Below are 26115 nucleotides of genomic sequence, written 5' to 3' on the forward strand. Positions count from 1 at the left end.
CTGGCCCAGTGTCCTGCGCCGGTCCGTCGTTGGATCTTGTATGAGTTCTTCTGCTGGGGCGCCGGTGCCGCGTCGTGGTCCGAAGCTGGAACGCTGCTGGGCGAGGACGAGCGTGCTGTGCTGGACAGATGGACGACTACGGACCCACAAGACGCCGGGGATCAGGACGTGGCCGGCCAAACATCCCCGGTTTCACATGCACTTCACCCTGCCCCCACGACGCCGCTCCGCAACGGGCAAACGTTGCCTGCCGGGGCACTAGCGGCGTGCCTCGCCGCCGCAAAGGCGGAGTGTGCTTTCCAAACACAACGCCTCTGCCTCCTGGGTGGTGGCGCGCCCGGCTGCGACTTGTGCAGCGGCGGTCTGCTGGAGTCCGATGATGGCGTCGGCGAGCCAGGCAGCGGGGAGGGAGGCGCGGAAGTCGCCCGTGCCCTGGCCTCGCCGGATGAGCTGTTCGAGCCGCGGGGGCACGACGTCGGAGAGAGCGTTGCGGTTGGGCCGCGGAGCCCCGGGTGCGGCGGGGTTGAGCAGGAGGGGGTGGCGGCGAAGGAACCGCCAGCCGGCGTCGAGGAACCGGGCCAGCGCGTCGGCGGGTGGGGCGGTGTCGAGGCTGGCGGCGTCGAGCGCGGCGAGGTATTCGGCGGCCGCGGCCTCGATGAGAGCGACGACCAGGGCGTCGCGTGAAGGGAAGTGCGCGTAGACGGTCTGGCGAGTGACGCCGGCCGCGGCGGCGATGTCCTCCATGCTCGCGTCGGGGCGTTCGCCGAGCACGACTCGCGCCGCGTTGAGGATGGCGTGAATGCTGCGTCGGGCATCGGCCCGGCGGCGGCGTGGTGGCGTGGCGGCGTCGTGCAAGTCCATCTCAAAATGCTATGCGTTCGGCCATAACCTTGACAAGCTGCCAGAGATAGCGCAACTCTTACGGCATGCCAAAGAAAAGCTCGGGTGGGGATGATCCGGCGATCGAGGCTCGCGGTCTGATCAAGGTCTACGGAGAGAGCCGGGCGCTGGACGGGATCGACCTCACGATTCGGCGAGGTCAGGTGTTCGGATTCCTCGGCCCCAACGGGGCGGGCAAGACCACCACGATCCGCATCCTGGCCACGTTGACCCGGCCTTCCGGCGGCATGGTCCGTGTCCTCGGTCACGACGTGATGACCGAGGCGGACGCGATCCGGGCCCGGGTGGCGGTGACCGGCCAGTTCGCCTCCCTCGACGAGGACCTGACGGGATACGAGAACCTGCTGATCCTCGGCCGGCTCCAGGGCCTGTCCCGGGCCGCCAGCAGACAACGCGCCGACGACCTGCTCGCCGCGTTCGACCTGACCGATGCGGCCGGCCGCCCGGTGGGCGGCTACTCGGGCGGTATGCGCCGCCGGCTCGACATCGGCGCCAGCCTGATCGTGACTCCCGACCTGCTGTTCCTCGACGAGCCGACCACCGGTCTCGATCCGCGCAGCCGTAACCAGGTGTGGGAGCTGGTCCGTCGGGTCGCCGCAGCCGGTACCACGGTGCTGCTGACCACCCAGTACCTCGAAGAGGCCGACCAACTCGCCGAGCAGATCGCGGTCATCGACAACGGCCGGATCGTGGCCGAAGGCACCAGCGCCCAGCTCAAGTCCCGAGTCGGCTCGGGCACCCTGCACATCCGGCTCCTCGACGGCGAGCAGCATCCGCAAGCGCTGCAGATCCTGGCCGGCGCCCTGGAGGGGACGGTTCAGCCCGCCACCGACCCGCTCGCCCTGTCCGTGCTGCTCGCCACCCGGCCTGACGCGACGGACACGGGTCGGCTGGTCGGGCACGTCATGAACCAGCTCGCCGAGGCCGGGGTGGGAATCGCCGATCTCTCCCTCGGTCAGCCCAGCCTGGACGAGGCCTTCCTCGCCCTGACCGGCCACCGGGCCGGTCAGGTAACCACCGAACACGAGGACTTGAAGGCATGAGTACCCCTGCCGCCCCCCCGTGCCTCGCCGCGGCGGAGCCCGACCCGATCGACGTCCTGCTCGCCGCTGGACGATTACGCCGCCGTGCCGGTGCACTCGCCGCCTCGGCCGCCTTCGGCAGGCGCGCGATGCTCAAGCTCAAGCACGACCCCAAACAGCTCGTCGACTCGGCAGCCATCCCGATCCTGTTCACCGTGCTGTTCACCTACCTGTTCGGCGGCGCCATCAGCGGTTCGACCGGCGAATACCTCAAGGTCCTCCTGCCCGGCGTGCTCAGTATGAGCATTGCCATCGTCACCATGTACGGCGGCGGCCGTCTCGCCCAGGACGTGCGCAGCGGAGCCTTCGACCGCTTTCGCGGCCTGCCGGTCTGGCGCGGGGCTTTCGTACTCGGCGGCCTGCTCAGCGATGTCGCCCGCTACCTGTTCGCCTCCGCCATCGTGGTGGTCCTCGGCCTGCTCATGGGCTACCGCCCCGACGGCGGCGCGCTGGGCGTGCTTGCCGCGGTCGCCCTGGTCGTCGCCTTCGGGCTCTCGCTGTCCCTGCTGTGGGCCGCGGTCGCCCTGGCCGTCCAGGACCCGGCCGTCGTCATCAGCATCGCCAACGCCGTGCTGATGCCGCTGTCGTTCGCCAGCAACATCTTCGTCCAGCCAAGCACCATGCCCGGCTGGCTCCAGGCCTTCGTCGACGTCAACCCGCTCAGTCATGTCGCGAGCGCGGCCCGGGACCTGATGAACGACACCGGAGGCGCCGGTGGCGCGGTCGCCTGGTCGCTCATCGCGACCGCCGCCATCACCCTCGTATGCGGCCCGATCACGCTCCGCCTCTACAGCAAGCAGGGCTGACTGGCGATCCACAAGAGCGAGACAGGCGGGCTCGAGACAGGTGGGCAGACGGGTCGGCGGACCCGGGCACCAGTCGCTGCCTCACCATCGGCCGGAGCAAAGACATGGTGATGTAGGGAAGTTACGCCATCTACATCAACGAGGTGGAGAAAGCGGAGCTTGCGCACTCCGTGGTGGCGGAGGCCACCAAGCGGACGAACGGGAATGGCGGCGACACGTGATCGAGGGTATTTCGCATCTGGCCATGGAGATCTCGCTCGAGGAGGGCGCGAGGTTCGCGGGCCAAGTCGGATTCCGGCACGGCTTCACCGGTGAGGCGAACCTCCCCGCTGACTTCGAGCGCGTCACCCCTCACAAGACGCCTCTGCCGCTCGCGCTCTACTCCGCGCAGGAAGGAATCCAGCTTGAGATCGTGCACCATGCCGAACGGGCGCGCAGGGATGGGGCGTTCACCGGTGTCTTCGGGTGCGCGCCTCCAGAAGGGGTGGGCGATTTCGTCAGCAGGCCGGCCATTGCGGACGCCATCGCGGAGTCCGGCGCGGCGCGTGCTCCCCAGTGCCTGTCGCTGAGTCCGCACGGCACCGACACATGGTTCGACGCCGCGGGGGGGAGCCGGGGGCCTGCGCGCGATAGTGTGCCGGGTTCGCGACGTGGCCGTGGAGGCAGCCTTCTGGGAGCGTTTCGCCGAGGTCCACTGGGACTCGGTCATGGCCGAGGCCGCGTGGGGCACGGTGCCGTCGGCGCTGCCGCAGACCAGGTGCGTGCTCATTCTCGTGAGAGACGCGGCACCTGTTGCAGACCGTCAAATGAACGATGGCGGGTTTCCCCCGATCGGCGTTGTGAGCACCGCGATCGAGGCCGACTACGAAAGGGCGCTGGCGCTCGGCGCGGTCGCGCGTTCCGCGCCGATTTCGGCCACCATCGGCTCGCGACGCCTCCGGCTCGCACTGTTCGCCTCACCGGGCGGCGTGCTCGTTGAACCGCTCGCCGCAGGATGGGGGTGAGTCGCGCAACGGAAGAGAGCGCGCTGCGGCACCTGAACGTCAAGCTTCCCCAGGCAGTCGGCACCCGCCTTGTCTGAACCCTTCAGCGGAGTTTCCATGCGAGTAACAGCAATTCCATCCGGCCGGAGGGCCAAATGGGCCGTCCTCGTGTTCTGGATCGGCCTGCTGGCGGTCGCCAGCATGTTCAGCGGCAAGTTCAACAGCATCGTCAAGGACGACGTAGGCACGTTCCTGCCGAAGAATGCCGAGTCGACCCAGGTCATCCCACTGGCGAAGAAGTTCACGCCGGACGTCAGCTCGGCGGTCGTCATCTATGAGCGCGCCGATGGCGCCGTCACCGCGGACGACCAGGCCGTGGCCAAGGCGGATGCCGGGCGCTTCGCGCAGTTAGCGAACGTGACCACGCCCATCGTCGGGCCGGTGGTCGCGAAGGACGGCCGGGCGATCGAGCTCGCCGTCCCCATCAAGGCCGGGGACACCGGGCATACGGGCTCGAGCAAGACCGAGGCCGCCGTCAAGGAGATGCGGTCGATCCTCGCCTCCCATCCCGGCCTCACCACGCACGTCACCGGACCCGCCGCCTACGCCGCGGACCAGGCCGACGCGTTCTCGGGTGCCGACAAGGCGCTGCTCCTGCTCACGATCGCGATCGTCGTCGTCATCCTGCTGCTCACCTATCGCAGCCCGGTGCTGTGGATCGCCCCGTTGATCTGCGTGGGTGTGGCGTTGGTCGTCGCACAGGCCGCGATCTACTTCTTCGCCCATTACGGGGGCCTGACGGTCAAGGGGGACACCTCGTTCATCCTCACCGTGCTTGTCTTCGGCGCGGGCACCGACTATGCCCTGTTGCTCATCGCCCGCTATCGCGAAGAACTGCGCCGACACGAGGACCGGCATGAGGCGATGGCCGTCGCCCTGCAGCGCGCCGGGTCGGCCATCCTCGCCAGTGGCGTGACGCTGACCCTGAGCCTGCTGTGTTTCCTCGTGGCCGAACTCAACTCGACCAAGAGCCTGGGGCCTGCGCTGGCCCTCGGAGTCGTGGCCGCTCTGGCCGCGATGGTCACACTGCTTCCGGCTCTCCTCGTCATCCTCGGGCGCTGGGTGTTCTGGCCGGTCCGGCCGACGTTCGGCTCCCCGGAGCCGGCGCAGCGCGGCCCGTGGACGCGGATCGGACACCTGGTGTCCCGCCGGCCGCGAGCCACCTGGATCGGTTCCTCGGTCGTGCTCGGTGTGCTGGCGCTCGGCCTGATCGGGTTCACGGCGGACAACATGCAGTTGAAGGACTCCTTCACCAGCAAGCCCGAAGCCGTCACCGGTGAGCAGGCGATGGCCCGGCACTTCCCGGCGGGCGGCGGCGATCCCGTCCAGATCATCGGCTCCGCCGGCGCGGCCGAACCGCTACGGTCCGCCGTGGCCGCCACGCCCGGGATCACGGACGTCACCGTGCCGGTGGTGAAGGACGGCTACGTCTACCTGGAGGGCACGCTGACGGCCGCCTCGAACACCAAGGCGGCGTTCGCGACTGTCGACAAGCTGCGTGACGTGGTGCACGCCGTCCCCGGCGCGCAGGCCAAGGTCGGTGGAGGCAACCCGATCTTCCTCGACTACAAGAGGGCCGCCGAGCACGACCGGAACCTGCTGGTCCCGCTCGTCCTGGTCGTCGTGGGCCTCATCATCGGCGTGCTGCTGCGAGCCGTCGTCGCGCCGCTGGTCCTGCTCGCCACGGTCGTGCTGTCGTTCGCGGCGGCGCTTGGTGTGAGTGCTCTGACCTTCAAGCACATCTTCGGGTTCGCCGGAGCCGACCCGGCGATTCCCCTGTGGATCTTCGTCTTCCTCATCGCCTTGGGAGTCGACTACAACATCTTCCTGATGACGCGGGTGCACGAGGAATCCAAGACGCACGGGACCCGGCGCGGAGCGCTGCGCGGCCTGAAGGCCACCGGCGGCGTGATCACATCCGCGGGCATCGTGCTCGCCGGAACATTCGCCGCGCTCGCAACGCTGCCACTGGTCTTCGCGGCGGAAATCGGCTTCGCGGTCGCGTTCGGTGTAATCCTCGACACCTTCTTGGTGCGCTCTGTCCTCGTCACGGCCCTGACGTACGACCTCGGTCGCCGGATGTGGTGGCCGAGTGCCATGAGCCGCCAGGAACCGGAGAGCGATCTCGAGGAGGCGACGCCGCACGAGCTCGCGCGGCGGTGAATCCTTCGTGACCGGGCGGGGCCTGGATCCGCCGAGGCTTGCCTCGGGTGGTCCAGGCCCCGCCCCCGTTACAGCTAGGGCCTCTCGTTTGGATCATGCCGGGCTCGCGGGTTTTGGCACCGCGCCTCGCCGCCTTGTCGTCAGGCGGCAGGGATCCCGCCCTGCCGCCCTCCTTCGCATTGCGAAGCTCCCCCACAGCCTGAACCGCGTAGGCGGCGCCCCCATCACCAGATCGCGCTCCCTGATCCGAACGAAAGACCCTGGCTAGCCCTCGGCCCGCATGACAGCGGCCAGCTGGGCGACCGTCGGGTTGTCGAAGAGCTTGCGCAGACCGTCGTCCTGGCTTTCGGCCGTGCCGAACTCCGTGCTGATCCGTTCCAGGACGCCGATCGCGTGGAGGGAGTCCCCGCCGAGTTCGAAGAAGTTCTCCTCCGTCCCGAAGTCATCGCGTTCCAGGACTTCCTGCCAGAACCGCAGCAGCGTCCGCTCCAGATCGTCCCGCGGAGCGGAGGGGCTGCCGGGGGCCTGTTGATCCCTCGGGGCGGGCAGGGCCGACACGTCGACCTTCCCGTTCGAGCTCAGCGGCACCTTCGGGATGACGAGGTAGTGACGGGGCACCATGTATTCGGGAAGGACCTCTTCGAGCGCGGCCCGCAGCGCGTCGGCGTCCGGATGCGCCTGCCCCGCGGCGGCCTCTCCTTCCGCGGGCACCAGATAGGCGACCAGCTGGCGGCGGCCCGTCCTGGGGTTGGTGTCCACGGTGACCAGCGCGTCACGGACGCCCGGATGCCGCCGCAGCGGGGCCGCGATCTCGCCGAGCTCGATGCGGTAGCCGTTGAGCTTGATCTGCGAATCCTCGCGCCCCAGGAACTCGATGTCCCCGCCGGGGAGATAGCGGCCGAGGTCGCCGGTCCGGTAGAGGCGTTCCTTGGTCTGGGGATGCACGATGAACCGCTCCGCCGTCCGCTCGGGATCGGCCCAGTAGCCGCGGGCCACGCCGCTTCCGCCGATGTAGATCTCACCCGTCGTCCAGACCAGGCTCGGTTCGAGCCACTGGTCGTACACGTGCATGGTCTGGTTGGCGAGCGGCTTGCCGTAGGGGATCCGTGACCATTCCGGGGGCACCGCGCCGATCGGGTAGTGAATCGACCAGATGGACGCCTCGGTGGCGCCGCCCAGGCTCATCACCTCGGCTGTGGGGTAGAACGCGCGGATCCGGTCCGGCAGTGCCACGGGGATCCAGTCACCGCTCATCATGACCAGCCGCAGCCTGCGTCCGGGCGGGGGAGCGGCCGGATCGTGCGCGTCGATCCACGCCTGCATGAGGGCCGGCACGGTGTTCCACAGCGTCACCTGGTGCCGGTCCGCCAACTCCGTCCAGTGCCGTGGCTCCTGCGACCTGCTCGGCTCCGGCATGACGACACTGCCGCCCGCCGCCAGGAGACCGAAGATGTCGTACACGGAGAGGTCGAAGCTGAGGGCGGACAGCGCCAGCACCCGGTCGTCCGGGGTGACATGGTAGCGATCGTTGAGGTCCTGGATCGTGTTGGCCGCGGCCCGATGGTCGATCATGACGCCCTTCGGCGTGCCGGTCGACCCGGAGGTGAAGATCACGTACGCCAGGTCGTCCGGGTCGGGACCGGTCGGCGGCGGGGTGGTCGGCGCGGACCGCACCTCGGCGTCGGCGAGGGTCACCAGCTGGATGTCGTCGGGCCAGGTCAGCTCGGAGCGCAGCTGCGGTGTCGTGACCACCACCCCGACCCGGCCCTGCTGGAGGAGCTGCTCCCGCCGGGCGGCCGGCCAGCGCGGCTGGATCGGCAGATACGCGGCCCCGGACCGGGTGACGCCGAGGGCGGCCACCACCTGCTCGTACCCCTTCTCGGCGATGATGCCGATCAGAGTGTTCGGGGTCGCGTCGACCGACTGCAGGACGTGGGCCAGCCGGTAGGCGTCGTCGACCAGCTCGCGGTAGGTGTGCTCGCCGTCGGCCGAGATCACGGCGGTCGCGTCCGGGGTCCGTCCGGCCTGTTCCTCGACCAGGCCGCAGAGCGTCCGCTCAGGGATGGGGGCCTCGGTCGCGTTGGCCTGGCCGCGCTCGTCGGCCTGCGTGTCCGGGAGTGTGACGAGCTCTCGCTCATCCCACGCGGCTTCGCTCTCGCCGAGGCGTTCCAGGCACGCGCGGTGGGCGAGGAACATCTCCTCCATCATGCCGGCGGGGAAGAGTTCGTCGACGAAGTCCCAGTTGACCAGCAGCTCGCCCCGGTCCTCAAGCACCTGGTAGTCCAGCCAGACCTGGGGCGTCTGGCTGACGCCGTACACGACCTCGCCGAACACCTGGGCCGTCTCGGTGAGGTTGGACGCGGAGTCGAAGCCGATCATGCTCGTGAACACCACCGGCATCGCGGCCCCCAGTCGGCCGCCCAGGCGCCTGGCGCGCTCCCGCAGGACGCGGACCCCCGAATAGGTGGAGTGCCCGAGATCGTCCATGAGCTGGTGGTGCAGGCGCTTCGCCCGCGCGGTGAAGGAGTCATCCGGCTCGGGCCGCGTCTCGAGGAGGACCAACGAGGTGAAGTCGCCGATCACCTCGCCGATCTGCGGGTGGAGCGGCGGCCGGTTGAACAGCGTCAGGTTGAGAGTGAGTTCGGGCCGTTTCGACCAGCGCCGGAGCACATCGGAGTAGGCGGCGATGAGCACGGCGGACGGAGTAAGACCCCGGCGCCGGGCGGTCTCCTTGATGGCGGACCACCGGTCGCGGGACAACCGGGCATGGTGTCGGGCGAACTTCGGGCGGGAGAGCTGCCCGGGCTGGACGGCCAGTGGCAGTTCGGGAGCGGGCGGCAATTGGTCGAGCCGGTCCAACCAGTACCGCTTGTCGGCTTCGAACCGCTGCTCGCCCTGCTGTCGCTGTTCGGCCAGAACATAGTCGCGGAAGGTGACCTCGATGGGCTCGGGCGGGGAGTCCGGCCGGCTGTAGAAGCGGAACCAGTCGCGCTGGAAGATTCCGAAGCTGAACCCGTCCATGACCAGCATGTCCAGGCTGAGGTGCAGGCGCCACCGTCGGTCGTCCAGCCGGGTCGCGTGGACCTCGAACAGCGGCCAGCGGTCGGCGGGCAGGATCTGGTGCGCCAGCTCTTCCCGGATCCGCGTGATCCCGGCCTCCTGCGCTGCGTGGTCGAGGCCGGACAGGTCCGTCACCTGGATGTCGTACGGCGGAACGTCGGGCAGGACACGCTGACGCCCGTCGGGTTGGATGATCGCCCGGAGCATGTCATGGCGCTGGACGAGTTTGTCGAGGCTCCGGCTCAGCCTCGGGACGTCGAGTTCCGCGGCATCGAACTCAAGGTAGCAGTGGGTCGAGTTCCCACCCAGCTCCACCGCCGGTGTCCGGCCCACCCAGTACGCCTGCTGAATGTCCGTCAGCGGGAACGGCTCATGCCTCTCCGTCGGCCGCGGATCGATGCTCGCCGGCTCGTCCGCGCTCTCGGAGCGCGTGATGATCTCGATGAGTTCGTCCCGGCGAAGCCTCATCTCCTCGCGTAGTTCGGGGGTCAAGGCGCCGGGCGGGGCCGTCACGTGAAGCCGGCCGTCGACCAGCCGCATTCTGACCCCGCGGCGGTGCAGTTCGGCGAAGAGATCCGTGGTCATCGTGCCTGCCTTCCTGGCGGGTTACAGGATGAGTTCTTCGATCAGTCCGGTGGACTCCGGCTCCTCGTCGCCGGTCAGGACGAGGCTTTGGGCAGCGAGGGACCGGCAGACCAGGTCGACGATCTCCGCCACGGTGGTGTCGCCGAGAAGACGCTGGGGCGGGATGTCCACGAGAAGCCCCGTGCGGAACTGCTCCCTGAGCCGCATCGCGCGCAGCGAGTCCAGGCCGAGATCACCCAGCCGGGTGCCGGCGAACCGTGCGCGCAGGCCTTCCCGATCATCCGCGAGCCCCTCGACCAGAGCGGTCACCCGGGCGAACAGGATGTCCGTGAGCGCTTGCCGTGCCGCCTGCGGCTCCTCAAGGGCGAGTCGAGACAGCTCGTCGGCGTCCCACGGCTCAGCGATATCCGGCTCCGCGCGGGCCGCCGCCTGCTCGGCCAGGTCGGATGCGGCGTGCGTGATCCCCGCGATGGTGACGAGCGGTTCACCGGTGTCGGAGAACAGCTCCAGGTCGACCGGGCCGCCCGGGGTACGGCGGGCATGGCACCACAGCCGCCGTGGCAGCTCGCGGTGGCAGGTGAGACGGGAGAGGCCCGACGGCAGCCACAGGCCGGTGCCGGTGCCGGTGCCGGTGCCGGTGCCGGTGACGAGCGGCAGGGCGGTCAGGAAGCAGGTCTCGAGCACCACGGGGTGGAGAACGTACTGATCGCCGTCGGCGGCGGCCACGTCGGTCTCGAGGAGGGCCAACGCCTCGTCGTCGGCCCGCCACCAGCCGCGGGTGACCTGCCGGAAGGCCGGGCCGCAGGCGATTCCGGCGTCGCCGAGCCGTGCGAACAGTGCTTCGGGATCCTGCTCGGTCATCCGGGAGCGCAGCCGGTCGAGGTCCGCGGGGGAGGGGACCGACGGGATCTCCTCCGTGGTCGAGGCGGTGAACCGGAGGGTCCAGCCACGGTCGGCGTCCTCGGGATCCGCGCTGAATCCCCTGATCCGGCGGACTGCGCCGTGGGTTTCGGCGGCTGCCTGAAGGGCCAGTGGAAGTGTGCCGGGCAGAGTGGTCGGCTCACCGAAGGTGAGACTCTCGATCGTCCGGGCACCGCCACCGCCGTGGGCTCCATGGCTCGCAGCCGCCAGTGCCCACTCGGCGACGGCGGCGGGCGGCAGAGCGGGCGTGCCGCGCAACCGGTACTGGGCAACGTACCAGGGCTCCCGCGCCGTCAGTGTGCGGGTGAATCGCAGTTCGGTGGAGTCGGCGAGGTCGATCGTGCCCCCGAGCAGCGGGTGCACGGGCTGCCGGACGACCTCGTTCCCGCCTCGGTCCCGGGTGACCGGCGCATCGAGCCAGTACCGCTTGCGCTGGAACGGGTAGCCGGGCAGGCGGACCCGGCCGGCGCCCGTCCCGGTGAAGACGGCCTCCCACGACATTGCCGTTCCGGCCGTGTACGCCGTCGCGAGGCGTGCCAGGACCCCGTCCTCGGTGAGGACGGCTCCCGGATCCAGCTCCAGGCAGGCCGTCGCCCCCTGCGACCGCACACCGGACAGGATGTCCTCGGCGCCGGCCCGCAGGAAGTCGCCCGCCGCCCAGTGGTCCGGGTGGCCGGGTTCGCCGGGGGAGACGATCGCGATGCGCGGCTTCGCGTAGCCGACCCGCTCAGCGGTGGCCCGCAGCCCGTCCTCGGCCCCGCGGTCCTCGGCGTCGAACGCACCCGCGGCGGCGGCCGCGAGCGCTCCGGCATCGCCTGGCGACAGGACGCCGGCGGCATGAGCCGCGGTGATCTCGCCGATTCCTGAGCCGGCGACAAGGTCCGGCACCACTCCGCATGAACGGATCAAGCGGTACAGCGCCACCTGGAGGGCGAACACGGCGGCATGCCGGTACGCCGACAGTGGCCGGTCGAGATGAGCCTCCAGATGCGTGCGAACATCGTCGTACGCCTCGGCGAAGGCGGGGAAGCGTTCCGCCAGCCTCCGGGTCGAGTCACCGGCTCCCGGCTCGCAGCCGGTGAACACCACGGCCGTTTTCGCGGCGGTGGCCGCACCGGTGACCAAGCCGGGTGCGTCCTCGCCTCGGGCCAGAGCCGCGAGCGCGGCAAGGTGCTCGCCGGCTGAGGCACCCACGCTGACCGCGCGGTGCTTGAACCCCGCCCTCGTGCGGGCAAGCGAATTTCCGACCTCCGCGGTGGGGGTCGGCTGAGCGGTGAGGAAATCGCCGAGTTCCGCGGCCATGGCACGCAGCGCCGGCTCGGTCTTTGCCGACAGCACCCAGGGCGTGGAGATACCGTCGGCGCCGCCCGGCGCCGGGGCGGATCCGTCGTCCGCAGTGGCATGCTCCTCGAGGATCAGGTGCGCGTTGGTGCCGCTGATGCCGAAGGAGGACACGCCGGCCCGCCGTGGCCGACCGTCGGCCGGCCACGGAACCGACTCGGTGGTCAGTACGACCGTCCCGCCGGACCAGTCGACATAGGTGGACGGCCGGTCGATGTGCAGCGTCCGCGCGTGTGTGCCCGAGCGGATGGACATGACCATCTTGATCACGCTCGCCACCCCGGACGCGGTCTGGGTATGGCCGATGTTCGATTTGACCGAGCCCAGCCGCAGGGGCCGGTCGGCCGTCCTGGTCTCGCCATAGGTGGCGATGACGGCCTCGGCCTCGATCGAGTCACCCAGCGGCGTGCCGGTCCCATGCCCTTCCACCGCGTCCACTTGGTCGGGGGTGAGCCCGGCGTTCGCCAGCGCCTGCCGGATGACCGCCTCCTGCGCCGTGCGGCTCGGCGAGGTCAGCCCGTTCGTCGCGCCGTCCTGGTTGACCGCCGACCCGCGGATCACCGCGAGCACGTGGTGGCCGTTGCGCAGTGCCACGGACAGGCGTTCCAGCACCAGCAGCCCGGCACCTTCGCCGAACCCCATGCCGTCCGCGGCGGCGGCGAAGGGCTTGCATCTGCCGTCCCCGGCGAGAGCGCCGCGGCGGCCGAACTCGAGGACGACGTCCGGTGTGGCCATGATCGTGACGCCGCCGGCCAGCGCGAGCTCGCAGTCGCCGCGCCGCAGCCCCTGACATGCCTGGTGGATGGCCACCAGCGAGGACGAGCAGGCCGTGTCGATGCTGATGGCCGGTCCGTGCAATCCCATGACATAGGCGACCCGGCCCGACGTCGTACTCGGGGCGCCGCCGACGATCAACTGGTCTTCGACGCCTGCCGGGAGCACCGCCTGCGGCCCGGCGCCGTAGTGACAGTAGGAGACACCGGCGTAGACGCCCGTCTGAGTCCCGCGCAGACCGACCGGATCCAGGCCGGCGTGTTCAACCGCTTCCCACGCGGTCTCCAGAAGCAGCCGCTGCTGCGGATCCATCGCCAGCGCCTCGTGTTCGCCGATCCCGAAGAACTCGGCATCGAACCGGTCGGCTCCGGCTACGAAGCCTCCCTGGCACGCCGTTGGTTCGGGCGTCGCACGGGCGCCGCCGCCGGGCATGCTGACGGCGCCCCATCCCCGGTCATCGGGAAACGGCGAGATGCCGTCGCCTTCGCCGGCCACGAACCGCCACAGATCCGCCGGGGAGCGCAGATCGGGCGGAAACCGGCAGCCCATGCCGACGATCGCGATGGGCTCGGCATCCCTGAGTTCGGCCTCGTGCAGTCTCCGGGCGGTGCGCTGCAGTTCACCGGTGGCCTTCTTCAGATACTGACGCAGCTTTTCTTCATCAGCCATTGGCCGCACGGCTCCCTGTAATTGTCAAGCAATTCGTTAGCTCGGGGGCAGATAATTCTGCTTCAGTTTATTTCCCGGTCGACCTTACTGTGCGGGTCAGCCCCCTGATACCCCACCTCCACCCCTACGCGTACCCCTAATTGCACCTCCTGAGGTGTGATAGGGGTTGATGGGGCATCGGGATTCGGGTAACGAAAGGTTCGTGGCGGCGTGCGCCGGTCGGGTCCGTTGTGGGTGCACTTGCGGTCGTGTATTTCTCATATTCCTCCAGGGTTTTTCCGTCGGTAGTCTGGCGGTCGAGGTCGCAGCCGTGAGTTCACCTGGACGTTCAACTGAGAAGGGGCGGAGAAGTCGATGGCTGAACAAGGCAATGGGCTGAGCATCAAGGCGGCGGCGGCTTGGTTCCCGCCGGACAAGGAGATTCCGCCCACCGGTGAGCTCAGCCCGGAGGACATCGAGCGCATCGGTGTCAGGGAAGTGACCGTCGCGAACGAGCTGGCGGCACCGGAAATGGCCGTGCTGGCCGCGCGGGACGCGCTCGGGGAGAGCGGTGTGGAGCCGGGCACCGTCGGATTACCTCGTGCACGCGCACGTGTACCACCAGGGATTCGACATGTGGTCGCCGGCGCACTACATCGCGCAGGAGTCGGGGGCCGTCAGCAGTCTGCCCATCAGCGTGCAGCAGGCCTGCAACGGCGCCGCCCTGGCGCTTCACCTCGCGGCCACGTGGATGACCGCCACGCCTGACGCGAATGCGGCTCTCGTCACGGCCGCAGACCGGTTCTGCGGGCCCGGGTTCGACCGGTGGGCGAGCAACGACGAGGCCGTCTGCGGGGACGCGGGCGTCGCGGTCGTGCTCGGCCGGCGCGGCGACGGCAATGACCTGCTCGACCTCCTGGCGCTCGAGATGGCGGCGGATCCGGCGTTCGAGACCCAGATGCGCGGAGACGACAAGTTCGGTCTCGCCCCGCTCTGGCACAGCACCCCGATCGACCGCCCCAACAACGCCTTCCAGGCCACGGCCCAGGCGGCGCCACTCGGCAAGAGCGGTATCGAGAAGCTGTACGCCGCTGCGCAGCGAAGCCTGGCCAAGGCCGGCGTCGCGCCGGAGGACATTCGCTGCGTCACGGTTCCGCGGCTCATCCGGCACATGCGCGAGAACGTGTTCAAGCCCGGGGTCGATCTGCTCCTCGGCAGGCGGCCGGAGTACCTGGAGAACGCCACCGGCTGCCTCGGCCCGGCGGAGTACCTGGCAGACCTGGCGGAGATGGGGGCGGCACTTGAGCCCGGTGAGGTCGGCATGCTCATCCAGTGCGGCGCCGGATTCACCTTCTCCTGCACGATCGTCCGGCGGTCGGTGAACTGAATCCCCATTGATTGCCTCGCCGCGGATGTCGGTCCCGGCGGGGCAATCAGTCGTATCCGTTCATTCGATGAAAAACACGCGAGGAAATGTGCGGGATTAATCTGCCATGACGAGTCATCTCGCTGGTAGCAGGTGGCGATGCTGTACTGCAGGTAGTCCTCGAGGTACTCGGCGACCACCGGCACCTCGTCCGGGTCGCGCTTGACCACCTGGCCGAGCAGGTTGGTGAAGGTCATCCGGCCGAAGGCGACGTGCCTGCTCTCGTCCACGTGGTGCACCCGGATGATCTCGCGGGCGATGTGCGGCAGTGACTGGTCGGTCGCCATGTGCGCGTTGTAGTAGTCGACGATCTCTTCGAAGATCAGGATGCGCGCGAACACGATCATCTCGCGGGCCACCGGCGAGAGGTGATCCACGGAAGCGGCGTTCATTCAATGGAATCCGCGACCCTTTCCCAGGGCGCATCCACCACTACAGGCCGGCCTGACACAGTCCACCTCCCGAGGCAGGATCGACAAGATTATTTTCAATCAACTTTGTCGACGAAGCCAAGAGCTCCCACCCGCTCATCCCGCTCGACCTGATCCGGCCGCGGACTCTGCGGATCGCAAATCTGCTCACGTTCTGCCTGGGCGTGACGCTGACCGCCCTGCTCTTCTTCATGTCGCTGTACTGCCAGCAGGTTCTCGGCTACAGCGCACTGCGCACCGGCATGGCCATGCTGCCCATCACCGTCATCTTCATCGTCGGCGGCCTCACCTCCCGCCAGCTCATTCCCGTGGTCGGCGCCCGCCCCATGCTGGTGGCCGGCGGCCTCATCGCCACCGCGGGCATCGCCTGGCTCGTCACCATCCCCACCCACTCCGCCTACCTGACCCACATCCTCGCCCCGAACCTGGTCGGCGGGTTCGGCGTCAGCATCATGCTGCTCGCCGTCACCATCAGCGGCACCACCGGTGTGGATCCGAAGAACGCCGGTGCCGCCTCCGGGCTGCTCAACACGTCCCGTCAGATCGGCGGAGCCGTCGGTCTTGCCGTGCTCGTGAACATCGCGTCCAGGGTGACCTCTCACGCGAGCCATGACAGTGATCGCCTCGACGCGCTCGTCCAGGGCTATCGCGTCGCGTTCCTCGTGAATGCGGGTCTCATGCTCGTCACCGCGCTGGCTGCTCTGGCATTGCCGGCCGTGGCGTCGGCCAAGGAGGCCAAGGAGAAGGCTCATGAACCGCTCGATGGCCGGCCGACGACCACGCGGCCGTGACCAGGGGGTCATTTGCTGATGGAAGCGGGTCGGGTGCGAAAAAGGGCCCGGCCTGCTCTTTTTTGATCACCGTGCTGATCGTGGACGGCGCCCCTGGCCGCCATCCGTGACCACGGCGCCGCCGAGAAGAACTGCCCGCCAGCCTTGATCTTGATGACGGTCCGCCTGCTTTGTCGGCGGACCGTCATCAAGATCAAGGCTGAGATCATTTAAGGGACAGTCGTTGAATTAAGGGACAACCCTTAGGGGCTGTTGATCAATATCTTCTTAAATTGATCACGTGGTAGCTTGTGTCCGGCGACGGTTGCGAGTTCTTGTGGGGTCGTGGTTCTGCTGGTGCGGGTGAGGCGGTGTGTGGCCGATTGCTTCAAGATCGACACTCGTCTCTCTGATCGCCGCGGCCGGCACTGACGCTTTGAGCTGTGTGTTTCCCTGTCCCGGCCGAGTCCCGGCATTCCAGGGGGCGTTTCCAGCAGGCGTCCGGGGCGTGTCGGTGCGTGGTGCTGATTGATCAGTTCGGCGTGACAACCTACTGAACTGGGTTCTTGACCTTCCATATCGAGACTGGCTATCTTCGGCCATCGTCATGCACGGCTCAAAACGGGGGGGTGGGCATGGTGGGACCCGAGATCGAATGGGTGGTTCAGGACATTCGCGAGGGTTACGAGATCAACTTGTTGATCGCCGGCCTAGGGTGCAGGGAGAGGTTTCACCAAGAAACCGGACCGACCCCTTGCGGGTTTCCGCTGGCCGTACAAACGGAGCAGGCGCGCCGCCCACTACTCCACTCCCAGGGCCGAATCGGTGGTTCCATCGTGGACATGGCCGCCGGGTCCGAGACGGTGTCCTTCGCCTACGGGTCGGTGGCCGTGCGTATCCGGCGCAGCGGCGGGCCGGCGGACGAGCCGGTCTGCATCGCGGCGTTCTCGATGTCCGCCTCCGGCCCGAAGCCCACCCGCTTGCTGCCGCACAGGCAACTCCATGGCGCCGTGGCGGATCGCCCACATACCCTCCGGGGCGTGGATGGCCGAGGCGGTCTCCAGGACGGTGGGCCGCGGGAGGTACCGCGTGGCCATCGGTCAGGCGCGGCCCTTCCGGATCGACCCGGGCGCCGTCGTCAGACCCGACATCGTGCCGGACGTGCTGCTCTCCGGCTGAACTACTGACGCGATATCCGGCCGGATCTTTTCTCGGGCGGCAGCGAGTCGTTTCTCATTTCAGGGGAATCAATGGGAATCCAAGTGATGTTATCCGACGATTTATTGCTGTCCCGAAGCGCGCTTGCCGCACTGATCGAGAAGCGTGAGGAGATCCGAGTCGTCGGGGCTGTCGGCGGCGACACCGACGCGCTGGAGTTCGCCGAGATTTATAGGCCGGATATCGCGATCATCTGCTTCGACGGCGTGGACGGCAGTGCGATCGGCCTTGCCGAGAAGATCGCGAGCCTTCCGGAGTGCCGGAGTCTGGTTATGGCCGAGAGCTTCACCCGATCGATCGTCCGCCAGGCATTCTCCAGCAGAGTCGACGGCATGCTGCAGCGAAGCGTGCCGCCCAGTCGGTTCTTCGAGGCCCTGCACCGGGTGCATCAGGGCGAACGCGTCTTTGACACGGACCTGACGGTCGCCGCCCTGGCCAACGCGGGCTGTCCACTGACCTCGCGCCAACTCTCGGTACTGGAGCGCCTCTCCCACGGGGACACGATCGTCGAGATCGCGGCGCGGCTGCACCTCTCCGAGGGGACCGTGCGCAACTACCTCTCATCCCTGGTGGCGAGGCTCGGTGCGCGCAATCGCATCGACGCGCTGCGGATCGCCAGAGACGCGCACGGGCTTTGAAATTCCTGCTCACCGAATTCATCGACCAATTGGGGACCGATAATGAACATGGATGTGGTGACGGCCGACGTCATCGGCGATATCGCCCTTGTGCTCGGGGCGTCAAGTCTGCTCGGAGCCCTTGCGCGCCGGATCGGGCAGCCGACCGTGGTCGGTCAGATCGCCGCGGGTATCATCCTCGGACCGAGCCTGCTCGGCAGGCTTCCGGGCAATCCGACGGCTCACCTCTTATCGCGCGAGGCAATACCCTTTATTTCCGTCATCGCCCAGATCGCCGTTGTGATCTTCATGTTCGCCGTGGGCTACGAAATCGACCTGAGATCCGTCCGCAGCCACCGAAGACCAGTCTTGCTGATCGCCGTCGGCGCCATGGTTATTCCGCTGGCCCTCGGTGCGGGCATCGCCCTGGGGGTGCAGCACCTCGGCGCCTTCGACGGCCAGCATGCCAGCGGCCGTTCCTTCGTGCTCTTCTTCGGCGTTGCGACGTCGATCACGGCACTCCCGGTGCTCGCGGCGATCATCGGAGAACGCGGAATCGCCGGGACCCCCGTGGGTGACATAGCCACCGCGGCCGCGGGGCTCATGGACGTGTCCGCGTGGCTCGTCCTCGCCGCCGCCCTCATCGGTACCGATGCGGCCGGGAGCAGGTCCTGGCTCGAGATGGTAGTGCTCCTCGCGGGCTTCGTCGCGGTGATGATCTTCGTGGTCCGTCCAGTGCTGAAGTGGTGGATCCAACGCCCAGGCGCCGTGGTGTCGAGTCAGATTCCGGTCGCACTTGTGCTCGCGGCGGCGGGGGCCTGGGCCACCGCTTCCCTCGGTCTGCACCCGATCTTCGGGGCCTTCGTCGCCGGGCTCGTCATGCCCAAACCGGAGGGCGCACCGGACGCGGACGTGCTGCGCTCGATGGAACAGACCGGAGGGCTGCTGCTGCCCTTGTTCTTCGTGGTCACCGGGCTGACGACCAACATCGGTACGCTGAGCGGTCCCGACGTGGCCCTGCTCGCCGTGATCCTCGTGTGCGGGATCGGCGGGAAGGCCGCCGCGGGCTACGCGATGGCGCGGCTCGGCGGTCTCGACACCGGGCAGTCGGCCATGATCGGCGCGCTGGTGAACACTCGCGGCCTGACCGAACTCATCGCGCTCAACGTGGGGTTGAGCGCGGGCATCATCGGCGGGCGGCTGTTCACGGTCCTCGTCCTCATGGCTTTGATCACGACCGCCATGACCGGGCCGCTCATCACCGTGATCGACCGCAGGCGCAAGGTGGTGCCGGCGCCGAGCGTCCCGGACCCGGCATCGGCCCCCGGAGCGCTGGACTATTCCTGACATCTCACACACATGATCGCGTGCATTCGTCGGGTTCCGATTCACCCCTGTCCCTGTGTTGCGAGATGGTGAGAAGTGATGGAGAAGCTGGTCGAACGGGATGAGGAAGAAAAGACACTGGCCCAGGTCTACAACGAATGCTCGCTGGGCAGAAGTCGGATGGTCGCCATCGGCGGCCCGCTCGCAAGTGGAAAGACAGCCCTGCTGGACGCCTTCGCGCGCGACGCCGCCGACGCGGGCGCGACGGTCCTCGAGGCCACCGCGTCGAGTTTCGAGCGCTTCCAGCCGCTGGGGGTCATAGATCAGCTTCTCCGGGGGCGCCGGCTCTTCTCACACGGCGCGGAACTTGAGGTCCGCGCACTGGTGGAGAGCGTCGGTAGGTCGGGAGCGCACAGTGAAGTCTTCCCGCCGATCCTCGGTCTGCTGCACAGTGCCTTCCAGCATCTGACCAACAGCTCGCCGCTGGTCGTTTGCATCGACGATGCGCATTTCATGGACGTCGAGTCGCTGCAGTGCCTGCTCGCACTCATGCGCCGGATGGGCAACGCGCCGATATCGATCGTCCTCACCTACTGCCCGGACATGGGCCGGGACGGCGTCCAGCGCATCCTCCAGGCTGAGGTACTCAGGATGCCGAACTGCACCCAGCTGGACCTTGAGCCGCTCTCGGAGACGGGAGTCGCGACGGTACTTGAAGACTATTTCCATCTTGAGATGGCGGGCCGGATCGCGTCCGAATGCAGACAGCTCAGCGGCGGTCGGCCGTTGCTGGTGCATGCTCTGGCCGAGGACTACGCCGGCAGGATTTCGGAGTCGGCCGCGCAGCGGCGGCCGGTGGCCGCCCCTGCCTTCGGCCGTGCCGTCCTGAGCTGCCTCTACCGGGCCGAGCCCGTTGTGCTCGAGATAGCGCAGGCGATGGCCGCGTTGGGCGAGTTCAGGTCGGTGGCCGTCGTTGCGCGCCTCTGCGGCATGGACCCGGAATCGCTCGGGCGTGTCGCCGCGTCCCCCGGCGTCGGTGGACTGCTGGAGCATGATCTTCTCGGGCAGCCCAGCGTGCGTGAGGCCGTACTTGGCAGCATCCCGCAGAAAGAGCGCCACGCCATGCGGTCTCGGGCTGCCCGCCTGCTGCACCAGGAGGGCGCCCCCGCACTCGTGACGGCCGAACACCTGATGCGTATCGACGAAGCGATCCCTTGGGCGAACCGGGTGCTGTGTGAGGCCGCGGACCAGGCCCTGGCCGACGGAGACCACGGCGCGGCAATCAGCTATCTCGAGCGGGCACATCGTGAGTGCGCGGACAGGCGGGAACGGATCGACACCGCCGCGAAGCTCGCCGACGTCGTGTGGCGGTACAACCCCGCGGCGGTGAAGAGCTACCTGCCTGATCTGGTCGCGGCCGCCGAGCAGGGCGAACTCTCCGTCCGGCAGTCGGTCCCCGTCGTCCGAAGCCTGCTCTGGAACGGCCAGGTAGAGCAGGCGACGCGAGTGATGGCATGCCTCGGCGACGACTCTCACGCGCAGGTCGGCGAGGACGCCGCCCCATACGCCGAGCAGCTGCGCCTGTGGCTCCCGCTCACGTGCCCGGGAATCGCACTCGCCCCGGGATTCGAGGACGCGGCCCCGCTGGACATCGGCCTCAGCGCTCCCGAGCATCGGGCCGCGGCCGCACTCGGCGCGGTCCTCCGGGGCGCCGGCGAGGAGGGAGCCGTCCCCGCCGCGGAACTCGTCCTCCGGGAGGCCTTGGCCGGAGCGGCGAGCCCGGCGTCATCGCTCGCCTCACTCATGGTCTTGATCTATTCCGACAACCTTGACAAGGCGTCGGCATGGTGCGATGCCCTTCTCGCCTCCATGGGGGAGACGTACGGGCTCGTATGGAACGCCATGTTCACCTCGGCGCGCGCGGAGATCCACTACCGCCTCGGAGACCTGCCGAACGCCAAGCGGCAGGCACACGCCGCGCTCGCGCTGATGCCGCGCGAGAGCTGGGGAACGGCCATTGCCGTCCCACTTTCGCTCCTGATCCTCACCACCACGGCGATGGGGAACCTGAGAGAGGCCGAAAGCCACCTTGACCTCCCCGTTCCCAGCGCCGCCTTCGGGACCCTGGGCGGAGTGATCTACCTCGACGCCCGTGGCCGCTTCCATCTCGCGCGCGGCCGCCACGACGCCGCTCTTAAGGACTTCCTGACGGCTGGACACCTGATGAAGCTCTGGGAGTCCGACTGCCCGTCCGCGGTACCCTGGCGAGCCAATGCCGCCCGCGCGTATCTCCACAAGGGCCTCGTGGCGCAGGCAAGGGAACTCCTGACGGAACAGATGTCGCTGCTCCCTTCAGGTCACCCGCGCACCCGCGGCCTGACCTACCGCGCTCTGGCAGCCACCCTCCGCCCGGACGAGCGTCCGCCGATGCTGCTGAAGGCGGCGAACATTCTCGACCGCTGCGGCGACTCACTGAACCTGGCGTACACGCTCGCCGAGCTGGCCCATGCCCACGAGTCGCTGGGCGACTCCGCCCAGGCCCGCCGCCACGCCCATAGGGCAAGGACACTGGCAGACCGATGCGCCGCGGCACTCCTGCCGGAATCGCCGACAGTGGCGGCCGACGAGGGAGCGGGAGCGCAGCCCCTCAGCGAGACCGACCCACCCGTCCGCCAGCTCAGCTCGGCGGAGTGGCGAGTAGCGGAACTGGCCGCCCGAGGCTCCACGAACGAGCAGATCGCCCGAAAGCTCTTCATCACGGTCAGCACCGTCGAACAGCACCTCACCCGCGCCTACCGAAAACTCGGCATCCGCCGCCGTACCCAACTCCCCTCGTGCCTACCCGAACTCGTCCCATGACCACCGCCGCCCACGAGCCGCTCGGCGACGGGGTCCCGCGATCCCGGGCGGTGGGACCGGGCACGTCGGTGGTGCTCTGCACGGCGCTGATGCTGTTGTGTGGCCGGGAGAAGGCCACGGCCTGACCGCCCGACCGCGCAGGGCGGGCGGGCGGTCAGTTCTTCCGGCCGCTCTCCAGGGCGGTCACTGCACTCCTGGCGGCTTTGATGGCGCCCTTGTTGATCTCGTCCGTACCGGGCGCCTTCTTCGTCTCGAAGTCACTGCCGTTGTAGGTGACGACCACCAGTGCGTTGGACGCGCGCACCAGCACCACCCCCTCGCGTGTCTCCTGCTTGTCCTTGGTGGTGAGGTTCACGACGGAATAGGCAGTGTCGCCGAGACCGGGCACGGCCCCTCCGCCGCTCTGCTTCGAGGTGCGTTCCTGGTAGGACTTCTGCGCCTGCGCCTCGGAGCCCGCGATCTCGAAGGACACGTCGAGCCAGCGGTAGTCGTAGCCCTTGAGCGCGTTCCAGGAGCAGGTGCGCCGCAGCGACTTGTCCGTCGAGGGGATTTCCTGCCCGGCCGGCTTGGCGCCGGGGACCAAAGACGTGATCGTCTTCTCGGGCAGGCTGGTGCACGGTGCCGGCGCGGTGGTGTACGTCTTGACCGCGGCCGACGCCGTCGGAGCGGGCGCGTCCTGGGAGTCCGGGGTCTTCTGCGCCGACTTGTGGTCGGTGGCGGAGGTCGAGGCGGGCGGATCCGACGACAGAGCCCAGCCCGCCACGGCGAGCACGGCAACCGGCAGCAGGCGTGCGGTCAGGGCGAGCGGCAGAGGAAGAGAACGCACGGCGCACTTCTCGATGGGGGAGGACGGTGCGGGGGAAGTCCGCACTGCGGATCGTACGCCAGTGTCACATGACTCTTTGCAGGGCAGGAAGCTTGAACTCGCTCCGTGGTCGCGCTGTGACAGAGACTCAACTCCGAAGCGGCCCTGTCCTGCCGCGCCCACAGGTACGTGAACCCGGTGCCCGGGCCACACACACCGGGGCGCACTCAGGGCACGCGGGCCGTCCACTCCGCCGAGCCGAACTTCGTCCGTGCCAGCTCCTGCGCGCGAGCCAGCTCCGCGTCCGTCACCTCGCCGTCCGCCAGGCCGTAGCGTCCGCGGAACGACTCGATCATCCGCCCGATGACGGCCTCGCGCGCCAGCCCGGTCTGCCGGCGCAGCGGATCGACCCGCTTCTTCGCGCTCTTGATGCCCTTGTCGGACAGCTTCTCCCGCCCGATACGCAGGACTTCGAGCATTTTGTCGGCGTCGATGTCGTACGACATGGTCACATGGTGCAGAACGGCACCGGGCCCTCCACCCGGTCCCACGATCCGCTTCTGGGCGGCGCCCGCGATCTTCCCGTGCTCCGTGGCGATGTCGTTCAGCGGCTGGTACCAGGCCATGATGCCCATGTCGCCCAGCGCACCCAGCACCCAGTCGTCGAGATACGCGTAACTGTCCTGGAAGGACAGCCCGTGCACGAGCGCCTCGGGCACGGACAGCGAATAGGTGATCGTGTTGCCCGGCTCCACGAACATGGCGCCGCCCCCGGAGATCCGGCGCACGACCTGGATGCCGTGGCGCGCTGCGCCCTCCGGGTCCACCTCGTTGCGCAGCGACTGGAAGCTGCCGATGATCACCGCCGGGGCACCCCACTCCCACACGCGCAGCGTCGGCGGGCGACGCCCGGCGGCAACCTCGGAGGTCAGCACCTCGTCCAGCGCCATGTGCAGGGCCGGCGCCTGTGGGCCCTCATGGATGAGCTGCCAGTCGTAGTCGGTCCAGTCGGTGGCGTGCGCGAGGGCCCGGCGCACCGCGATCCCGATGCCCTCCGAGGTCAGCCCGTACATCACGGTGCCCTCGGGAAGGGCCGCGTCGATCCGGGCGGCCAGGCCGGCCGCGTCGGTGTCCGCCGGGGCGCCCTCCAGCGCGCGGTTCACGGCGTCGAGCGCCTCGTCCGGTTCGAGGAAGAAGTCGCCCGCCACGCGCGCGTGCCGCAGCACGCCCTCCTCGACGTCCACATCCACGACGACGAGCTTGCCGCCCGGGACCTTGTACTCACCGTGCACTGATCGGCCTCCTGTCCTGCCGAAGGAGATCAACGCCGGGGACCGCCGTGGTGTTCCCGGGCCCGGGGCGTTTCCGTCCGCCGTTCTCACCGTCCGCCGTCCTCACTGGCCGCGTTGTCCCACCTCGACCAGCCCCGTCTCGTACGCGGCGATCACCGCCTGCGCTCGGTCCCGGACGCCCAGTTTTCCGAAGACGCTGGTGATGTGGTTCTTCACGGTCGAGACGCTGATGTCCATCGTCGTCGCGATCTCCGTGTTGTCCAGGCCCGTGGCCATCAGCCGCCACACCTCGAGCTCACGCGGCGTCAGCAGGTCCGTGTGCGCGGAGGGCGGATCGGGGCGCTGCGGGGCCCTGACGTAGGCGGAGATCAGCCGGGTCATCAGTCGGGGTGCGACGGCGGCCTCCCCGGTGTGCACGACCCTGACGGCCGTGACCAGTTCCTCCGGCGAGATGTCCTTGGGCAGAAACCCGCAGGCGCCCGCACGCAGCGCCGCCACCACGTACTCGTCCATGTCGAAGGTGCTCAGCGCCAGCACGCGGCAGTCCGGCAGCTCCCGAGCGAGACGGCCGGTCGCGGCGACCCCGTCCAGCACGGGCATGCGGATGTCCATCACGACCACATCAGGCCGCAACCGGTGCGCCAGCGTCACCGCCTGCTCGCCGTCCTCTGCTTCGCCGACCACCTCGAAGGCGGGGTCCGGCGTGAGGATCAACGCCAGTCCCCGGCGCACCAGCGGCTGGTCGTCCGCGATCAGGACCCTGATCGGCTCCGCGTCCGCCGTACCGTTCATCACCGCACCCCCTCGTCGACCGGCAGCGGCAGCCGGGCCCGGACCCGGAACCCGCCCTCGTCCAGCGGGCCCGCCTCCAGCGTCCCACCGTGCAGCACGACCCGCTCCCGCATCCCGATCAGTCCGTATCCGGACCCGGCGCTGAAGCCCGCGCCCGGCCCGTCGTCCGACACCTCCACCGTCACCTCGCCCTGACCGTAGGTCAGTTGTACGTCGGCCTTTGCCTCACGGGCGTACTTGCGGGTGTTCGTCAGTGCTTCCTGCACGACCCGGAACAGGGTCAGCCCGATGCTCGACGGCACCGTGCGCGGCTCGCCCCGCACATCGAGCGCGGTGGGCACCCCGGACCGGCAGGACTCGGTGACGAGGCGGTCCAGGTCCGTGATTCCCGGTTGCGGGGCGGTCGGTTCCTCCTCAGCCTCGTCTCCGGCCCGCAGGACGTCCAGGAGTTGGCGCATCTCGCGCAGTGCCATCCGGCCGGACCCCTCCAGCGTCACCAGGGCCTCCCTGGCCTGTTCCGGGGACGCCGTCAGGTTGGCCCGCGCGCCCCCGGCCATCAGCTGCATGGTGGTGATGTGGTGCGCCACGATGTCGTGCAACTCTCGTGCTATGCGCCGCCGTTCGGCGGCCACTGCCTGGTCCGCGAGCAGCTGCCGTCTGGCCTCGTTGTCCCGTTGCCAGCGGTTCATCACGGTCGCGGCCCCCACCACCAGCACAGCGGCGGCCACGGCGCCCGCCACGTCGATGAACGACGGGTGTGGCCACGAGGTCTGTGCCACCAGCGGCAGGACGATCGCCGCAAGTGCCGCCGGCGCCGTCACGGCGAGGCCCCGCAAGCGGACGACCGTGTAGAGCGCCACCACCAGCGTGGCGTTGAAATGCTGAGGCATCGGCACGCTCAGGTTCAGCGCCAGCCCGAACAGCAGGACGGCCGCCAGCACCGGCACCGGAGCGCGGCGCCGGACGAGCAGAGGCAGAGCGGGCACGACCAGGAGAACGCACCCGACGGCGGGGACGTGCCCCAGGGTGGCCTGGGTGCCGAAGACGAAGCCGATCAGGTCCACGACCGCCGCCCCGACTGCGACCAGCGCGTCGTTGCGTGTCCACGGCAGCGATTCACCGCCCGGCCGATCCTCGGGTGCCCCGGGCCCAGGGCCCTCTGTCGGCATGACGGTCCTCCTCTGACGCTGCCGGTGCCGTACGACCGGCATGGCGTGATCCAGTGACGCAACGTGATTCAGCAGGCGACGTTCGAC

Annotated in this window: 18 protein-coding genes and 1 pseudogene; 11 read left to right on the forward strand and 8 right to left on the reverse strand. The window is 68.8% G+C overall.

What is annotated here, in order from left to right; genetic code table 11:
• Positions 1 to 258: 258 nt before the first annotated feature.
• The gene (locus BIV24_RS21910) at positions 259 to 861 is read right to left on the reverse strand and encodes a TetR/AcrR family transcriptional regulator (protein ID WP_071368102.1); all 603 of its coding nucleotides are present in this window, start codon (positions 859 to 861) and stop codon (positions 259 to 261) included.
• 65 nt (positions 862 to 926) lie between these two features.
• Here BIV24_RS21910 and BIV24_RS21915 point away from each other — a divergent pair, with 65 nt between their 5' ends.
• From BIV24_RS21915 to BIV24_RS21935, 4 genes are all read left to right on the forward strand, one after another.
• The gene (locus BIV24_RS21915; protein ID WP_071368103.1) at positions 927 to 1943 is read left to right on the forward strand and encodes an ATP-binding cassette domain-containing protein; all 1017 of its coding nucleotides are present in this window, start codon (positions 927 to 929) and stop codon (positions 1941 to 1943) included.
• Complete coding sequence (locus BIV24_RS21920; RefSeq protein WP_071368104.1) at positions 1940 to 2788, forward strand: ABC transporter permease; 849 nt, start codon at positions 1940 to 1942, stop codon at positions 2786 to 2788. Before BIV24_RS21915 ends, BIV24_RS21920 begins: the two co-directional genes overlap by 4 nt.
• Positions 2789 to 3438: 650 nt before the next feature.
• Positions 3439 to 3792 (forward strand): VOC family protein, encoded by a 354-nt coding sequence (locus BIV24_RS21930; protein ID WP_143064643.1) that lies wholly within the window; start codon positions 3439 to 3441, stop codon positions 3790 to 3792.
• 96 nt (positions 3793 to 3888) lie between these two features.
• Positions 3889 to 5994 (forward strand): MMPL family transporter, encoded by a 2106-nt coding sequence (locus tag BIV24_RS21935; RefSeq protein WP_071368107.1) that lies wholly within the window; start codon positions 3889 to 3891, stop codon positions 5992 to 5994.
• A 264-nt stretch (positions 5995 to 6258) separates the two neighbouring features.
• Here the strand turns inward: BIV24_RS21935 and BIV24_RS21940 are convergent, their stop codons facing one another.
• Together BIV24_RS21940 and BIV24_RS21945 are read right to left on the reverse strand one after the other, a co-directional pair.
• Positions 6259 to 9639, reverse strand: coding sequence for a non-ribosomal peptide synthetase (locus BIV24_RS21940; protein WP_177198787.1), 3381 nt, complete (start codon positions 9637 to 9639; stop codon positions 6259 to 6261).
• Between the two features lie 21 nt (positions 9640 to 9660).
• Positions 9661 to 13344, reverse strand: coding sequence for a type I polyketide synthase (locus BIV24_RS21945; protein ID WP_071368108.1), 3684 nt, complete (start codon positions 13342 to 13344; stop codon positions 9661 to 9663).
• Positions 13345 to 13924: 580 nt separating this feature from the next.
• Here BIV24_RS21945 and BIV24_RS21950 point away from each other — a divergent pair.
• Complete coding sequence (locus tag BIV24_RS21950) at positions 13925 to 14710, forward strand: beta-ketoacyl-[acyl-carrier-protein] synthase family protein (protein ID WP_071368109.1); 786 nt, start codon at positions 13925 to 13927, stop codon at positions 14708 to 14710.
• A gap of 233 nt (positions 14711 to 14943) precedes the next feature.
• Here BIV24_RS21950 and BIV24_RS36105 read toward each other — a convergent pair.
• A pseudogene (locus BIV24_RS36105) lies at positions 14944 to 15141 on the reverse strand (diiron oxygenase); the annotation flags it as partial.
• Positions 15142 to 15278: 137 nt separating this feature from the next.
• Here BIV24_RS36105 and BIV24_RS21955 point away from each other — a divergent pair.
• The 6 genes from BIV24_RS21955 (at position 15279) to BIV24_RS36110 (ending at position 22095) form a co-directional block, all read left to right on the forward strand.
• Complete coding sequence (locus BIV24_RS21955) at positions 15279 to 15971, forward strand: MFS transporter (RefSeq protein ID WP_342745266.1); 693 nt, start codon at positions 15279 to 15281, stop codon at positions 15969 to 15971.
• A gap of 981 nt (positions 15972 to 16952) precedes the next feature.
• Entirely contained in the window at positions 16953 to 17129 is a 177-nt protein-coding gene (locus BIV24_RS34845; RefSeq protein ID WP_218149325.1) for a hypothetical protein, read from the forward strand.
• 71 nt (positions 17130 to 17200) lie between these two features.
• Complete coding sequence (locus BIV24_RS21960) at positions 17201 to 17806, forward strand: response regulator transcription factor (RefSeq protein ID WP_071368111.1); 606 nt, start codon at positions 17201 to 17203, stop codon at positions 17804 to 17806.
• A gap of 48 nt (positions 17807 to 17854) precedes the next feature.
• Positions 17855 to 19132, forward strand: a complete 1278-nt coding sequence (locus BIV24_RS21965; RefSeq protein WP_245766890.1) for a cation:proton antiporter — start codon at positions 17855 to 17857, stop codon at positions 19130 to 19132.
• 78 nt (positions 19133 to 19210) lie between these two features.
• A complete protein-coding gene (locus tag BIV24_RS21970) occupies positions 19211 to 21970 on the forward strand; it encodes a helix-turn-helix transcriptional regulator (protein WP_071368113.1) in 2760 nt (919 codons plus the stop codon).
• Positions 21967 to 22095 carry a hypothetical protein gene (locus BIV24_RS36110; protein WP_281247762.1) on the forward strand — a complete coding sequence of 43 codons (129 nt, stop codon included), beginning with the start codon at positions 21967 to 21969 and terminating at the stop codon, positions 22093 to 22095. The genes BIV24_RS21970 and BIV24_RS36110 overlap by 4 nt, the downstream gene beginning before the upstream one ends.
• 29 nt (positions 22096 to 22124) lie before the next feature.
• Here the strand turns inward: BIV24_RS36110 and BIV24_RS21975 are convergent, their stop codons facing one another.
• The 4 genes from BIV24_RS21975 to BIV24_RS21990 form a co-directional block, all read right to left on the reverse strand.
• Positions 22125 to 22796: a hypothetical protein gene (locus BIV24_RS21975; protein WP_071368114.1), complete on the reverse strand. Its 672-nt coding sequence runs from the start codon at positions 22794 to 22796 to the stop codon at positions 22125 to 22127.
• Between the two features lie 206 nt (positions 22797 to 23002).
• Complete coding sequence (lplAB, locus tag BIV24_RS21980; protein WP_071368115.1) at positions 23003 to 24067, reverse strand: lipoate-protein ligase LplAB; 1065 nt, start codon at positions 24065 to 24067, stop codon at positions 23003 to 23005.
• A 102-nt stretch (positions 24068 to 24169) separates the two neighbouring features.
• Complete coding sequence (locus tag BIV24_RS21985) at positions 24170 to 24859, reverse strand: response regulator (RefSeq protein WP_071368116.1); 690 nt, start codon at positions 24857 to 24859, stop codon at positions 24170 to 24172.
• Positions 24859 to 26028, reverse strand: coding sequence for a sensor histidine kinase (locus BIV24_RS21990; RefSeq protein ID WP_071368117.1), 1170 nt, complete (start codon positions 26026 to 26028; stop codon positions 24859 to 24861). Before BIV24_RS21990 ends, BIV24_RS21985 begins: the two co-directional genes overlap by 1 nt.
• Positions 26029 to 26115 lie beyond the last annotated feature (87 nt).

Source organism: Streptomyces colonosanans (assembly GCF_001866645.1).
GTDB classification, from domain to species: Bacteria; Actinomycetota; Actinomycetes; order Streptomycetales; family Streptomycetaceae; genus Streptomyces; species Streptomyces colonosanans.

Coding starts and splice junctions, on each gene's coding strand:
- BIV24_RS21970 (WP_071368113.1), top strand. CDS start 19,211: ATGGAGAAGCTGGTCGAACGGGATGAGGAAGAAAAGACACTGGCCCAG.
- BIV24_RS21985 (WP_071368116.1), bottom strand. CDS start 24,859: ATGAACGGTACGGCGGACGCGGAGCCGATCAGGGTCCTGATCGCGGAC.
- BIV24_RS36110 (WP_281247762.1), top strand. CDS start 21,967: ATGACCACCGCCGCCCACGAGCCGCTCGGCGACGGGGTCCCGCGATCC.
- BIV24_RS21920 (WP_071368104.1), top strand. CDS start 1,940: ATGAGTACCCCTGCCGCCCCCCCGTGCCTCGCCGCGGCGGAGCCCGAC.
- BIV24_RS21935 (WP_071368107.1), top strand. CDS start 3,889: ATGCGAGTAACAGCAATTCCATCCGGCCGGAGGGCCAAATGGGCCGTC.
- BIV24_RS21990 (WP_071368117.1), bottom strand. CDS start 26,028: ATGCCGACAGAGGGCCCTGGGCCCGGGGCACCCGAGGATCGGCCGGGC.
- BIV24_RS21960 (WP_071368111.1), top strand. CDS start 17,201: ATGGGAATCCAAGTGATGTTATCCGACGATTTATTGCTGTCCCGAAGC.
- BIV24_RS21945 (WP_071368108.1), bottom strand. CDS start 13,344: ATGGCTGATGAAGAAAAGCTGCGTCAGTATCTGAAGAAGGCCACCGGT.
- BIV24_RS21940 (WP_177198787.1), bottom strand. CDS start 9,639: ATGACCACGGATCTCTTCGCCGAACTGCACCGCCGCGGGGTCAGAATG.
- BIV24_RS21910 (WP_071368102.1), bottom strand. CDS start 861: ATGGACTTGCACGACGCCGCCACGCCACCACGCCGCCGCCGGGCCGAT.
- BIV24_RS21915 (WP_071368103.1), top strand. CDS start 927: ATGCCAAAGAAAAGCTCGGGTGGGGATGATCCGGCGATCGAGGCTCGC.
- BIV24_RS21965 (WP_245766890.1), top strand. CDS start 17,855: ATGGATGTGGTGACGGCCGACGTCATCGGCGATATCGCCCTTGTGCTC.
- BIV24_RS34845 (WP_218149325.1), top strand. CDS start 16,953: ATGGCGCCGTGGCGGATCGCCCACATACCCTCCGGGGCGTGGATGGCC.